Origin of the sequence: Bacillus methanolicus PB1, assembly GCF_000262755.1 — a bacterium.
Taxonomy (GTDB): Bacteria; Bacillota; Bacilli; order Bacillales; family Cytobacillaceae; genus Bacillus_Z; species Bacillus_Z methanolicus.
On record NZ_AFEU01000003.1, the window covers coordinates 232,455 to 245,379 of the forward strand.

General features: G+C 37.0%; 13 protein-coding genes. 4 read left to right on the forward strand and 9 right to left on the reverse strand.

What is annotated here, in order from left to right; all coding sequences use genetic code 11:
• Window positions 1–104: 104 nt before the first annotated feature.
• The 7 genes from PB1_RS10950 to PB1_RS10975 form a co-directional block, all read right to left on the reverse strand.
• Window positions 105–2,180 carry a peptidoglycan D,D-transpeptidase FtsI family protein gene (locus tag PB1_RS10950; RefSeq protein ID WP_004436493.1) on the reverse strand — a complete coding sequence of 692 codons (2,076 nt, stop codon included), beginning with the start codon at window positions 2,178–2,180 and terminating at the stop codon, window positions 105–107.
• 72 nt (window positions 2,181–2,252) lie between these two features.
• Window positions 2,253–2,432, reverse strand: a complete 180-nt coding sequence (locus tag PB1_RS18130; RefSeq protein ID WP_238533149.1) for a hypothetical protein — start codon at window positions 2,430–2,432, stop codon at window positions 2,253–2,255.
• Window positions 2,374–2,526, reverse strand: a complete 153-nt coding sequence (locus PB1_RS18135) for an RNA polymerase sigma factor (RefSeq protein ID WP_337999023.1) — start codon at window positions 2,524–2,526, stop codon at window positions 2,374–2,376. The genes PB1_RS18130 and PB1_RS18135 overlap by 59 nt, the downstream gene beginning before the upstream one ends.
• A 93-nt stretch (window positions 2,527–2,619) precedes the next feature.
• The gene (locus PB1_RS10960; RefSeq protein WP_004436496.1) at window positions 2,620–4,572 is read right to left on the reverse strand and encodes a DUF6449 domain-containing protein; all 1,953 of its coding nucleotides are present in this window, start codon (window positions 4,570–4,572) and stop codon (window positions 2,620–2,622) included.
• A complete protein-coding gene (locus tag PB1_RS10965) occupies window positions 4,547–5,446 on the reverse strand; it encodes an ABC transporter ATP-binding protein (protein ID WP_004436498.1) in 900 nt (299 codons plus the stop codon). Before PB1_RS10965 ends, PB1_RS10960 begins: the two co-directional genes overlap by 26 nt.
• Window positions 5,443–5,829 (reverse strand): GntR family transcriptional regulator, encoded by a 387-nt coding sequence (locus PB1_RS10970; protein ID WP_004436499.1) that lies wholly within the window; start codon window positions 5,827–5,829, stop codon window positions 5,443–5,445. The genes PB1_RS10965 and PB1_RS10970 overlap by 4 nt, the downstream gene beginning before the upstream one ends.
• Before the next feature lie 185 nt (window positions 5,830–6,014).
• The gene (locus tag PB1_RS10975) at window positions 6,015–6,983 is read right to left on the reverse strand and encodes a DMT family transporter (protein ID WP_004436501.1); all 969 of its coding nucleotides are present in this window, start codon (window positions 6,981–6,983) and stop codon (window positions 6,015–6,017) included.
• A gap of 251 nt (window positions 6,984–7,234) precedes the next feature.
• On the opposite strand from PB1_RS10975, the gene PB1_RS10980 reads away from it, so the two are divergent.
• Window positions 7,235–8,431, forward strand: a complete 1,197-nt coding sequence (locus PB1_RS10980) for a chromate transporter (RefSeq protein ID WP_004436503.1) — start codon at window positions 7,235–7,237, stop codon at window positions 8,429–8,431.
• 687 nt (window positions 8,432–9,118) lie between these two features.
• Window positions 9,119–10,375, forward strand: a complete 1,257-nt coding sequence (gene gltP / locus PB1_RS10985; RefSeq protein WP_004436507.1) for a glutamate/aspartate:proton symporter GltP — start codon at window positions 9,119–9,121, stop codon at window positions 10,373–10,375.
• 120 nt (window positions 10,376–10,495) lie between these two features.
• Here gltP and uptA read toward each other — a convergent pair whose 3' ends face one another.
• Together uptA and PB1_RS10995 are read right to left on the reverse strand one after the other, a co-directional pair.
• On the reverse strand, window positions 10,496–11,086 hold the full coding sequence (gene uptA / locus PB1_RS10990; RefSeq protein ID WP_004436509.1) for an undecaprenyl phosphate transporter UptA: 591 nt from the start codon (window positions 11,084–11,086) through the stop codon (window positions 10,496–10,498).
• 173 nt (window positions 11,087–11,259) lie between these two features.
• Complete coding sequence (locus PB1_RS10995) at window positions 11,260–11,802, reverse strand: histidine phosphatase family protein (RefSeq protein WP_004436511.1); 543 nt, start codon at window positions 11,800–11,802, stop codon at window positions 11,260–11,262.
• 261 nt (window positions 11,803–12,063) lie between these two features.
• Between PB1_RS10995 and PB1_RS18315 the strand changes: the two genes are divergently transcribed.
• Both PB1_RS18315 and PB1_RS11000 read left to right on the forward strand, forming a co-directional pair.
• Window positions 12,064–12,192, forward strand: a complete 129-nt coding sequence (locus PB1_RS18315; protein WP_274413104.1) for a hypothetical protein — start codon at window positions 12,064–12,066, stop codon at window positions 12,190–12,192.
• A gap of 149 nt (window positions 12,193–12,341) precedes the next feature.
• Window positions 12,342–12,905, forward strand: a complete 564-nt coding sequence (locus PB1_RS11000) for an FAD-dependent oxidoreductase (protein ID WP_004436515.1) — start codon at window positions 12,342–12,344, stop codon at window positions 12,903–12,905.
• The last annotated feature ends 20 nt before the right edge of the window (window positions 12,906–12,925 follow it).

Consider the following 12,925-nt stretch of genomic DNA (forward strand, 5'->3'; position numbering starts at 1 on the left):
ATTAGTTAAATTTTAATATAAGTGAATTTGATCGTTTTGTCAATTATTAATGTTCTTAATAATAAATGGAAATGTTTCAATCTCATAACACTACCTTGTATTGCTTATTGTTTTGAACGCTGTTTTTTCAACTCAAAATACGTATCCAGCACTCTTCGTCCAATTTCATAATTTGCGGTATGTCCCGAATTGCCCTGATATGCCCAAGGAACGACAACAGCCATCGCAATTTCCGGATTGTCATGTGGTGCATATGCAACCAAGCTTAAATTCATCACTTCAGGCGGCAGGTTATAATTTTTTCGATGGGGACCATCGTAAAAGGCTTGGGCGGTTCCGGTTTTCCCTGCAGGAGAATATGGTGCATCTCCGAATCTTCTATAAGCTGTTCCTTCACTATGCTGCATAACCTGGCGAAAGCCTTCTTTCACTTGGCTTAACCAGTCGACCTTTAAGTCGAGCCTATTTAATACAGCAGGATGAATTTCGGTTACTAACGGCCCAAGTTCATCGTTCACGGATGGTTGGCGAATTTCTTTCACAAGATGGGGCTTTATCCTATAACCGCCATTGGCGATCGTGGACACATATTGGGCAAGCTGCATTGGTGTATACGTATCATACTGTCCGATTACAAGATCAAGCAAAAATCCGGGATTGGTTTGCGGCCCTTTATAGCCTATTTGTTCTTTCGGAAGGTCAATCCCTGTTCGCACTCCAAGTCCGAATTCGCTGAATGAATCTCTAATTGTTTTAAATGCTTCCTTATTTTTTAAAATTAGCGGCTGGTTCGGTATATATGTTCCCTTGCCGATTTCAATCGCTGTCTTAAACATATAGACGTTTGAGGAAACTCTGAGTGCCCGTATATCATTAAGGTATGCGTTAAAGTTTCTCCATGAACTTTTTTCAGGTGTGTCTTTAATATACAAAGGAGAGTCATAGAAGGTTGACCATGGGCGGATAGCCCCCGTTTTATAGCCTGTTAACACCGTTGCACCTTTTACCGCAGACCCGACATTGTAGGATGAAGAAATATTCCCTAATGCGTAATCTTGAATAATTCGTTCACCTGTCTTTTCATCTCTGGCAAAAACTTTTCCTGCCATTGTGAGCACTTCACCCGTATTCGGATTCATTAAGACGACAAACGCCCGGTCCAACAATCCGGTTCTTGGCTTCGATCTTGCTCTTAAAAGTTCGTCTTCGATGATCTTTTCAACTGCAATCTGCAAATCCATATCTATTGTCAAAACAAGGTCATTTCCCGGCTTACCTTCCGAGATAATTTCTGATTTCAATAGATTTCCAGCTTTGTCAGTAATGTTTTTTACTTTTTTCTTCTGTCCGTGAAGTACGTCCTCATATTGCATTTCGAGGTAACTTTTTCCTACCCGGTCATTGCGGTTGTAGCCTCTTGATAAGTAATAATCAAGCTGTTCTTTCGGAAGGCCTTCCTCGGAAGTCGTAATGTTTCCTAGAACGGTTTTAAGTGTATCGCCAAAAGTGTAAGATCGATCCCAATCTGTAATCGTATCAACTCCCGGCAAATATTTCAGATTTTCATTCACTCTTGCGATTTCCTCGTCAGTGACTTTTTCATTTTTAACGATTTGAGGAGTAAACGCATAACCGCTGTTAAATTTCCGGTAAATCGCAAGAATCTCCAGATCTTTTTTCGTTAATTCGCCAAGTTCCTTTTCAGTAATCCTCTCAAGCTTTAATTGATAAATTTGTTTGTCCGTAAGCTTTTTGTTCTTATAAAGTTTCCATTCTTTTGCCGTTATTTTTTTATCAGCTCTTTTAGGATTGTTAATAATCCAATAGTCTTTTTTGTCTCTCTCAGGGATTTTGTCATCTTTCATTTCGATTAGAGTTGACAGTTTTTTGGCAATGGTCATCATTTTATCCTGGTCATAGCCTTCGTTAATAAAGATAATTGCATTTTTTGGAGTATTATCAACAACGATTTTGCCGGTGCGGTCAAACATTTTTCCGCGGGGGACCGGATGGCTTACGGTAACATCTACCGTTCTCTCAATTTCTCTTTTGTAGTCATTCCCATAGACGATTTGTACAACACCAAGCCGGACAATAAGCATTGAAAATAGTAAAAAAACAACAAAGAATAATAGATTCATCCTGAATTGCACGAACACTTTTTTCTTCTTTTTTCCCATTGATAACCCCTCTTCTTTATATACCTAATGATACCATTTTTGTTAACAAAATGGGGGTTATTTTTCTTTAATTTAGAATTTTTTACTTATTTCAACTTCTTGCTCTACATTACCAAGCGAGACTGATTTATTGTATTCTTTTTCAACAGCAATATCTTCCATCACAATTCTTTTCGTTTCTTTTCGAATCAGATCAATGGCTGGCTGTTCTGAAAGCGATTGACGACAGCCATGCCCCAATAATTTGTTCATCAAGAATTGTATCTTTCTTTTTGTACGCTTTTAAAAAAGTTTCGTGTATGACATCTTCGGCAAGAAATCGGTCTCTTATGATAGGATACACCACATGAAACAGCCGTTTATAAAACCGTTCATATATTTCGTGAAAATCAATTTTGCTGCACCACTTTTATTTCACCTTCTTATTGCGTTTAGGCTATTATTTTTCGAAAAATTCTTTGATAACTACAGGCACCTGTTCATCATATATATGGTGGATTTCTGGAAACTGTTCGTTTTCATAAAAGAAGGCTGCTACATATTCCCCTTCGTCCATACTCGTATTTTTGATGCACTCTTCTATTTGTTTTTTATCGGTGATCCTCAATGCTTCACCTTTTCTTTCCAATTTTCGTAAAAGTTCTTCAGTTTCCATATTATAGCTATCTGGTAGATCTTTCTGCTTTATCACGAGAATGTGAGATATTTCATCAGGCATGATTCTGGCATTCTCGAACAATCCTTTGTCTCGAAGCCATTTTTCAAAATCTTGATAGGATGGCTTCCACTCAACATGGATCCTCTTATTGTCTTGCAGAAGAATCTCTATATCGGAAAAGGCTTCCTTGCTTGAATTGATTTCTTCATATGATTCTTGGACTATTTCTTTTTGTAGGATCCTTATCGCTTCATTCAAGTCAGCAGGATCTGTTATAACAGCACGTTTATTAACTGGTCCTCTCGGCATGATTGTTATTTTATCTGCGTCATTTTCATCTAATCGTAATAACTCATACGTTGCCATTTTATATTCTTCAGATTCCATGATCGGTTTCAAATACGCCGAGTAGTCTTCTTTTACGATTTCGTATTGGCGTATGAGTTTATCACCATTTTTCAATTCATACACAATAAAAATTGGTTCGGTCGTGTTGTTATCTGCGATCCTTTTTCGATTCTTCGTTATTTGTTCATGGAGAGTTCGGACAGCGTTCAAATTTGATCGGTCTTTTAAATAAAATTGGGAATGGTGGTTTTTATCTGTATACTGATAGACAAACGGACTAAAATGAACTCGCTCGATCTCTTCAAGTTCAGGAACCGCCTTCTCATAATTCGTAAAATCAAGTTGGAAGACAGCAATTATTAGAGCGGCTGTAGCTGCATAAAAGAAATATCCTTTGATGTTACCAAAAACTCTCCACGATTTTTGCAACACCATTTCTGCAATAAAATATCCAAAGATCGAACCAGCAGCATAACCGAACCAAACCCAGCCGAAATGGTGCTGCATCATTCCGAAATACAATCCTCCCAGCAGCATAAAGCACGCTGTTGTTCCGTATTTAAAAATTGGAACTAGCTTTCGAAAAGCGATCGCCTGGGAGGCAGCTTCAAGTTTTCGCTTTTTATATACAAATAATGAAAGCCAATAAAGAAGAATGATAATTGCTATTAATACGGAAACAGTGCGTGTGCCCAAATGCATGTAATTTACATTTATCGCAATTATTAACGGCGAAATTTTTTCACTTAGTCTGGTAAGAAAATATTCTGTCGGAAAACCAAACAGTAAGTATTTCAAGTTAAAAACAAGCAACACGGATATTCCTGCAGGAAACAGTAAAAAGATATATGTCAGCACTCCCTGCACGGCGGAAATCCCGGTAAACATCCCGACAAAAATTCCTGCTGTATAAAAAACAAAGTTAAATAATACCGTTACACTAGTCCAGTAGGTAATATCTTTCAATCCATATAAATGTTCCAAACCCATAACCTTTTGTATAATGAGTAGAACAACCGACGTCAAGACAACAGGCAACAATAATAAAATGGCTCCTGTAAGGGCGTAATGGTGGTAAATCTTTTCCCTTTTTAATGGCAAACTATGAACCAAGTCTGCCGCCTGCTTTACTTGTAAAAAGCGGAATAAAAATACAGCCAGCAGTACTGGTAAAACAATCATTAAGATTAATTGGATATCGAAATAGAATTCAAATAAATTTTTAACCTTTGCGTAACTCAAAAATTCGTCATTGCTCGCTCTCATAAAAATTTTAAGTGGAAGGGCAAAGAATAGTGCCAAGAAGTAAACAATTCCTATCCAGCCGACACTTCTTAAAATTTGAAAAACTAGTTCTCTATTAAACCAAGATATTTTTGATTGCATAGCCCGCATCCCCCATTTCATAAATAAAGATTTCTTCAAGTGTAAGAGGAAGCAAATCAAATATTACCGGACTGAACTTTTCAATATGAGAGACGATGTCTTCTTCACTTCCTCTCACAATACATAACAGGACGCTTCCCCGTTTTTCTTTATGTAAGACGCTGATATCACGGAACAATCCTTTAGGAACATCATTCTTGAACGCAATTTGTATTTTGTGTATATCTGTTTTTAAATCATCCAGCTCTTTTTCAAGAAGCAGCGAACCTTTGTGAAGAATCCCGACATGGTCACAAATGTCCTCCACTTCCCGTAAATTATGGGAAGAAATTAAGACTGTCATTTCCCGGTCAGCTACATCCTGTATGATCAAGCTTTTAACCTTTTTTCGGATAACCGGATCAAGCCCGTCCATTGGTTCATCAAGGATAAGAATTTCCGGCATTGTCGAAAGCGCCAGCCAAAAAGCAATCTGTCGCTGAACTCCTTTTGAAAATTTATGGATTTTTTTATTAATGTCCATTTCGAAAACATTAGCCAACTCGGAAAAACGGCTTTCGCTCCAATGTCTGTATATGCTTTTATAAAAATCGGCCATTTGTTTAACTGTGTATTGATGGAAAAAGTAAGGATAATCCGGAATGAAAAATACTCTCTCTTTAATCGATGGATTTTCAAATACAGGTTCATCTTTGATCAAGACTTGGCCATGATTCTGTTTCATGATACCGGCCAAAATTTTTAAGATTGTCGTTTTTCCGGCTCCGTTTGAACCTAGCAAACCGTATATGGATCCTTTCTGTACAGTGATATAGACACGATGAATAGCATCTGTGCCTTCAAATGATTTCGATACATTTTTTAATTGAATCATGAGGATTTCCCTCCTCCTGTCGAAGTTTCAATTTCTTTTATCATTGAATAGAGTTCATTTGATGTTATTCCTAAATACAGTGCTTCCGTTATTAGTTTCATAAGTTCTTTTTTTATACTTTTAATCTTTTCTGTGTTTTGTATATGACTTGAAGGGTTCACGAAGCTTCCTTTCCCTTTCACAGAGTAAATATAATTCTGGCTTTCCAGTTCCCGGTATGCCCTTTGAATTGTGTTTGGGTTTATCATTAATTGCTGGGCTAACGTCCTGACTGACGGCAGCTGTTCATCAGGCTTTAACACTTCATTTATGATCAACTCTTTAAATTTATCCACGAGCTGTTCATAAATAGGTTTCCGGCTCCTTAGATCGATTTCGAACATAACTCCCCTCCTATCTGTATTAAGTGTACTATGAGTATTAATACAGTTAGATTATATAACATTCCTTTCCAAATGACTACATGTTTATAAAAATTTTTAAAAAATTTTTTCAAATAAAAAACAGCCCTGCTTAAATTAGCAGAGCTTGTGGATGTTTTTATACGGACTAATTAAATTCTTTTTGTTCAAGCACTGACAGCATCACTTTTTATGCTTTCCTTTCTTGCCGAAATCCAGCTATGCAGAACCATCCCAATAATAACTAGCATCATTCCGAAAAGCGAGACAGCTGAAGGAAGCGGAGCTGATAGAATGATAATCTCACCGGCAACAGCAAAAAGAACCTCCATCGATTGAGTCGCTTCAACAGCTCCTAATTTTTTCATATTCCCTTTTACGAGATCCGTAGCAGCAAAAAATAAAACTGTAGCGAAAACACCTGAAAATATGGCAACTAATCCGGATTGGGCAACCTGTTCTTTACTTGGCAGACCTACAATAAAATAGCCGAAAATCGACAAGAAAAACCAAAATGGCAGGCTTGCAATCGTCATTCCTAAAACCCTTTGATATGCGTCCAATTTGCCATTACAAACTTCCATCATTTTTCTGTTTCCCAACGGGTAAGCAAATGAAGCGATTAATATCGGTATGACACATAAAACAGCATCTTTGACGGAAAGTTTGGTGGCATGTTCTAATTGCATAATGGCAACGCCGATTAAAATAATGAATGACATTACAAGGCCTTTATATGGAATTTGACCTCTTATCCTGATCAAACCTTTTTCCGTTTGAATCGTTTCGTAGAAAATTGGGACAAGGAGAGAACCGGAAATAATAGTAATTTGCCAAGTACCTGCAATCAGCCAGCCGGGCCCATAAGCAGATGCAAAACATAAAGGAGCATAAAACAGCACAAAGCCGATAAAACTCCATAAAAGCCAGTTATGAAATTCTTTTTTCATTTCTCGAAAAAGAGTTAATAAGCCTTTTCTCCATCCAACGATAAACAAAAGCAGTGGAACCATAAAAAAATATCGGAGTGAAGCACTCCATATCCAGCTCCCGCCTGAGAGATCCATTGCCCGATTAAGAACAAATGTAAACGCAAAAAAGAAAGCCGCACAAATTCCTAATATAATGGGACGCAAACGGCTTCACCTCACAATCCATAAGGGAATTAAAACTTTAGCGTGACACTGCCTTATGACCATATAAAACAAATATATTGCATTTATCTATTTACATCAATTATTTAAGAAATTTTCTGTAATTTATGGAATAACTCTTTCTGATTCAGTATTGCAGTTAAATTTTAATTTTTTGTAAATATGGATCATTTCCTTTTATAGTTTGTTATCCTATTGCTGTAATAGGTAAAGATTAGATTGGAGGATTGTTCTTGGCAAAAGATACACATAATAATAGATTCAAAACGTTATTGGAAATTTTGCTTGTTTCAACAAAGTTAGGGATGACTTCTTTCGGCGGGCCAATTGCCCATTTAGGATATTTTCATGAGGAGTATATCCGAAAAAGAAAATGGATGGATGAAAAAACATACGCGGATTTAGTTGCATTATGCCAGTTTTTGCCGGGTCCGGCGAGCAGCCAGGTTGGGATTGGAATTGGTATCATGCGGGGTGGATTATTTGGCGGCCTACTCGCATTTTTGGGTTTTACTTTTCCTTCTGTTATAGTACTCATTCTCTTTGCACTTCTTATAAAAAACTATGATATCGGGAGTGCCGGATGGATCCACGGTCTAAAAATTGTAGCTGTGGCGGTTGTGGCTCATGCAATATTCGGCATGGCGCAAAAACTGACACCTGATTTACAACGCAAAACAATTGCTCTGTTTGCCGTTGTGGCCAGCTTGATGTGGCAATCAACATTGACGCAGGTTGGAATTATTATTGTCGCAGGACTTGTTGGACTTCTATTATTCAAATCTGAAAAAGAAACAGAGTATTCGAAAATAAATGTTCCAATTTCAAAAGGCTTTGCTGCCAGTTGCTTAATTTTGTTTTTTGCACTTTTAATCATCCTCCCTGTAATAAGAGAGCTGTCACCTTTTCATTGGCTCGCAATGTTTGACAGTTTTTATCGCTCCGGTTCACTTGTGTTTGGCGGGGGTCATGTTGTTTTGCCTTTACTGGAACGTGAATTTGTACCTACCGGATTTTTAAGCGAAGAATCATTCCTTGCCGGGTACGGAGCAGCGCAGGCAGTTCCGGGACCACTGTTTACTTTTGCTGCTTACATCGGCGCAGCAGCAGACGGATGGCAAGGCGGCTTGGTCGCGACAATCGCCATTTTTCTGCCTGCCTTTTTATTAATAGCAGGAACACTTCCTTATTGGGATCAATTACGGCAAAATCCAAAAATGAAAGGTGCATTAATGGGTGTTAATGCCGCAGTCGTAGGCATTCTGATTGCCGCCTTTTATGAGCCTATTTGGACCAGTTCTATTCTTGCTCCTATTGATTTTTCTTTGGTCGCCGTTTTATTCAGTATGTTAGCTTATTGGAAGGTTCCGCCATGGGTTGTTGTCTTGACTGGTGCTATCGGCTGTTCGATTTTATCTATTATTGGGTAAGAAAAATCGGGTTAACGCCGACATTTTCAATTTATTCTAATGAAAGCCCATAACCTTCTCTTGATTATAATTCAGAGCGAGATTCCCCTTTACTACAAGATAAAAAGCGCCGTTCTGTGATCAAATTTTAAAAAGGCTGCCAAAAAGAGGCAGCTTTTTCCTTTTACTTAAATTAATAGATTAAATTTAAAATAATAATATTATGTAAACAAATCTCTTTTTTATAATTTAAAAAATAAAAAGGTGCATATTTTTGTAAATGGCTTTAATGTACGAAAATAATAATTTTTCTCCGGCAGTTGCTGTTGACCGAATTGTTTCTGGTACCGTTATCGCCAGAAAAACCTCTCCAATTTTTTCTTTTTCCCCATTATACTACAAAATTTATGTTCGTTCCCAAATTTTTTAAGTAATATTTACTATATTAAAATAGTTCATATAATGAATTGAGACTAACTTTCTTACTGCCAAACTATCATCTTATTAAAATATTTTACAAGAGTTTTACTACAATTAAATATTGGTTTTCAGCAAGAATTTTATCAAATTTTTTCTCAATACACAATTTTTAAAATATATTATTTTAATATATTTTAAAAATTGACAAGCTTTTAACACCACATTAATATATAAAATGTGGATTTTTTTGTCGATTCTTGTAGCTTTTAAACAGAAAGGGTGAATATATTGAAAAAACTCGGATTGGCATGGCAAATACTAATCGGACTTATTTCTGGGATTGCTGTTGGCGCCATTTTTTACGGTAATCCGCAAGTACAAACCTATTTACAGCCGATTGGCGATATATTTATAAGATTAATTAAAATGATTGTAATTCCAATTGTTATTTCAAGCATTGTAGTAGGAGTAGCAGGTGTCGGAGATATAAAAAAACTCGGTAAGCTTGGCGGAAAAACCATTCTTTATTTTGAGATTATTACGACAATTGCCATCGTTGTGGGGCTGCTTGCTGCCAATATATTTCGACCTGGCGACGGTATTATTATGAATGCTTTGGAGAAAGGAAATATTGACTCTTACTTACACACAACAGAAGAAGTAAAAAGTCATAGTTTTGTTGATACATTTGTCAATATTGTCCCATCTAATATATTTGAATCAATTGTCAAAGGCGACATGCTTGCAATTATTTTCTTTTCTGTTTTATTCGGACTTGGCGTTGCAGCCATCGGCGATAGAGGAAAACCGGTACTTCGCTTCTTTCAGGGAACCTCGGAAGCCATGTTTAATGTTACCAATCTTGTAATGAAATTCGCTCCATTTGGTGTTTTTGCATTAATCGGGGTTACTGTATCGAAGTTTGGGGTTAGTTCATTAATCCCTTTAAGCAAGCTAGTTCTTCTCGTATATGGAACGATGTTCTTTTTTGTCGTCATTGTTTTAGGTTTAACTGCAAGATTATTCGGTATTAATATATTCAAGTTGTTCCGTATTTTAAAAGATGAATTGATACTTGCCTATTCAACAGCAAGCTCTGAAACAGTTTTACCTAAAATTATAGAAAAAATGGAACGGTTTGGATGTCCAAAAGCGATTACCTCTTTTGTTATTCCAACCGGCTATTCTTTCAACCTGGACGGTTCAACCCTCTATCAGGCAATTGCCGCTTTATTTATTGCCCAAATGTACGGGATTGATCTCTCCATCGCTCAGCAACTTTCCTTGCTGTTTGTTCTTATGGTGACATCGAAAGGAATTGCCGGTGTACCGGGCGTATCTTTTGTCGTGCTTCTTGCAACGCTCGGAACGGTAGGAATACCGGTCGAAGGTCTCGCGTTTATTGCGGGAATTGACCGCATACTGGATATGGCCCGAACCGCAGTAAATGTCGTTGGAAATTCCCTTGCTGCTGTTATCATCTCCAAATGGGAAAAACAATATAATATACAAGAAGGAAAAGCTTATTTGAAAGAAGTTTCTTAATCTCAGTTTCAAAAAGGCTTTGGCTCAAACGTTCATTGAGCAAAGCCTTTTTTTTATTCCAAAAAAACACAGAGGGTAAAACCCCCGTGCAAATGTTCAAAAGTGGAAAAGCAGCTAACTTTATGAGCTTTTTCTTTTTTGATTTATTAGAAAATAAATAACTGCCAATACAGTAGCAATAACAACCATTGGCAAAATATACGGACCGGCAACTTTCTTAATTTCTGCCCAATTTTCACCAAGTATAAGCCCTAAATATAAAAAGAAAATGGTCCATGGGATAATGGCTGCAACTGTATAAATAATAAACTTGCTAGCAGGCATTTTCGCTATTCCCGCAGGTATGGAAATCGCATGCCTTGCGACAGGGATAAATCTTGCGGTAAATATGACCCCATTTCCATATTTCTTAAACCAATCTTCGGCAACATCGAGATGTTTTTTGTGTATGAATATAAATTTTCCGTACTTTTCTAAAAATGGTCTTCCTCCATAATAACCGGCCCAGTATAAAAATAATTGGGCTAAAGTACCGCCGATTGTACCTGCAATGACAGCACCGACGAAATTGATTGTACCTTGGGAGATCATGTATCCGCCGTATCCGAGAACGATTTCACTAGGTATAATTTCGATCATCAAGCCGAGTGCTATTCCTATGTATCCAAGATCTGCGAGCCAATATAATATTGAAAAAATAAATTCCTTCATTAAACCACCTTTATCTTTTTGCATTAGAACATGAACTTATTATAATCATCATTTTTGCAAAAAGTAAATCATTTATCGGACCAAATCATTTTTACTTGGTGTCAGTTTTAACCTTATACTCAATTTTTCGCTTTTTATTAAAGAACATTCTTACATTAGTTGCAGAAGGTTTCTTAAATTTTTTCAAAGATATAAAGTTTTCCATTTTCAGGTCTTGTTATTTTTTTCCCTATAAAACCTCTTTTTAAAAGCTCCTTGCTCATCATCATCAAAAAGGCGCCATGTCCTACAATCAAGATATTTTCATTTTGACTTTGCATTATTAGATCAAGTACTGAATTAATTCTCTTTTCAACATCATACTTCGTTTCCAGCTGTGATTTATGGTTAATAAGCCATGCTGTCCTTACGAGAATGGCCCACATAAGAAAAGGCAGTTTCATATTTCTATTGAAAAGAGGGTACATAGGAATTTCTCGCAATTCTTTCATTTTGACAATCTCACCTGAAAATATTTGCTGTGCTGTTTTTACAGCCCGATGGACATCACTGGAATAACACTTTGTCCATTCGATACCGCCTAAATCCACTGTTCCATCCTCAATATCGGATGTTTCGTATTCTTCTATCCATTGAAAAAGCTCTTTTTGTGAAATGATTTTTTTCTCAGGATACCCACGTATCACCTTAAAATGCCGAACTAAACCTATTTTCATTCGATTCGTCCTCCTTTTATGACTCACAATGGCAAAAATTTTAAGCAATTACCTAATTACTTTCCTTTACAAAGCCTATATTGTTTTTCGGAGGGCTTCTGCCGATGAGCAAAACCATGCTGTTTGGTTTTTATATTTCTTGATGAAAAACAAAGGTTAAGACTGCTCAAATATAATACAAGCTTTACCCTCATAAATCTATTCATCATTACGAACGTTATGATAGATAATCTAAAGATAATGTAAGGAAGGATGTTCGAAATGATGTTGGTAAATACTGATATAGACCAAATATTAGAAGCTACCATTAATATAGAAGAAGACGCTTATTCTTTCAAATTGATTGAAATTGAAATTGATCAACTTCTGGAAAAGACGAAAGAATGGTAAGTTATTAGACATATATTTTATGAAAAGGGTCTGTCCCCCTCCTTGGAGGGGTCTGGCCCTTTACATTTGTGAAGCAAAATATTTGAGAATATTGCCCAAACATGTTTTACTAAAATATGTAAAGTCGATCAAAGGAGGATGGTTTTGTCATGTTTGATATTGCTGTAGTCGGAGCTGGACCGGCCGGGGCAAGCGCTGCCCTTTTTGCCGCGAAGGCAGGAAAACATACGCTGCTTATTGATAATGGCCAGAGCATTACAAAAAAAGCGTGGATCGAAAACCATTATGGTGTTATGGAAATCACGGGTCCTGACCTTGTTGAACTTGGAAAAAAACAGGCGCAAAAATTTGGAGCAGAGTTAGTTGAAAGTAAAGCGTTAAATATTGAAAAAAGCAACAGTGGATTTACCATTAAAACAGAAAATGGCCAATTTGAAACGAAGCATATTATTCTTGCGACTGGATTATCTGTTGAGCTAGCCGAAAAAGCAGGGGTTACTACAAAGGAAGGTACAGAACCGAGAATCAAAAAAGTGATTGATGCAGATGCAGCAGGCAAAACAAATGTTGAAGGGATCTGGGCAGCCGGTACTTGCGCAGGTGTAAGTGTTCACACGATTATTACTGCAGGTGACGGAGCAAAGGTTGCGATTAATGTGATCAGTGAACTGAATGGTGAGCGCTACGTTGACCATGATATTCTAAAATCTTAAAAAATGGCTGCTCGGCTGCC

Coding starts and splice junctions, on each gene's coding strand:
- PB1_RS10950 (WP_004436493.1), bottom strand. CDS start 2,180: ATGGGAAAAAAGAAGAAAAAAGTGTTCGTGCAATTCAGGATGAATCTA.
- PB1_RS18130 (WP_238533149.1), bottom strand. CDS start 2,432: ATGAACAAATTATTGGGGCATGGCTGTCGTCAATCGCTTTCAGAACAG.
- PB1_RS10960 (WP_004436496.1), bottom strand. CDS start 4,572: ATGCAATCAAAAATATCTTGGTTTAATAGAGAACTAGTTTTTCAAATT.
- PB1_RS10965 (WP_004436498.1), bottom strand. CDS start 5,446: ATGATTCAATTAAAAAATGTATCGAAATCATTTGAAGGCACAGATGCT.
- PB1_RS10970 (WP_004436499.1), bottom strand. CDS start 5,829: ATGTTCGAAATCGATCTAAGGAGCCGGAAACCTATTTATGAACAGCTC.
- uptA (WP_004436509.1), bottom strand. CDS start 11,086: ATGAAGGAATTTATTTTTTCAATATTATATTGGCTCGCAGATCTTGGA.
- PB1_RS10995 (WP_004436511.1), bottom strand. CDS start 11,802: ATGAAAATAGGTTTAGTTCGGCATTTTAAGGTGATACGTGGGTATCCT.
- PB1_RS18315 (WP_274413104.1), top strand. CDS start 12,064: ATGATGTTGGTAAATACTGATATAGACCAAATATTAGAAGCTACCATT.
- PB1_RS11000 (WP_004436515.1), top strand. CDS start 12,342: ATGTTTGATATTGCTGTAGTCGGAGCTGGACCGGCCGGGGCAAGCGCT.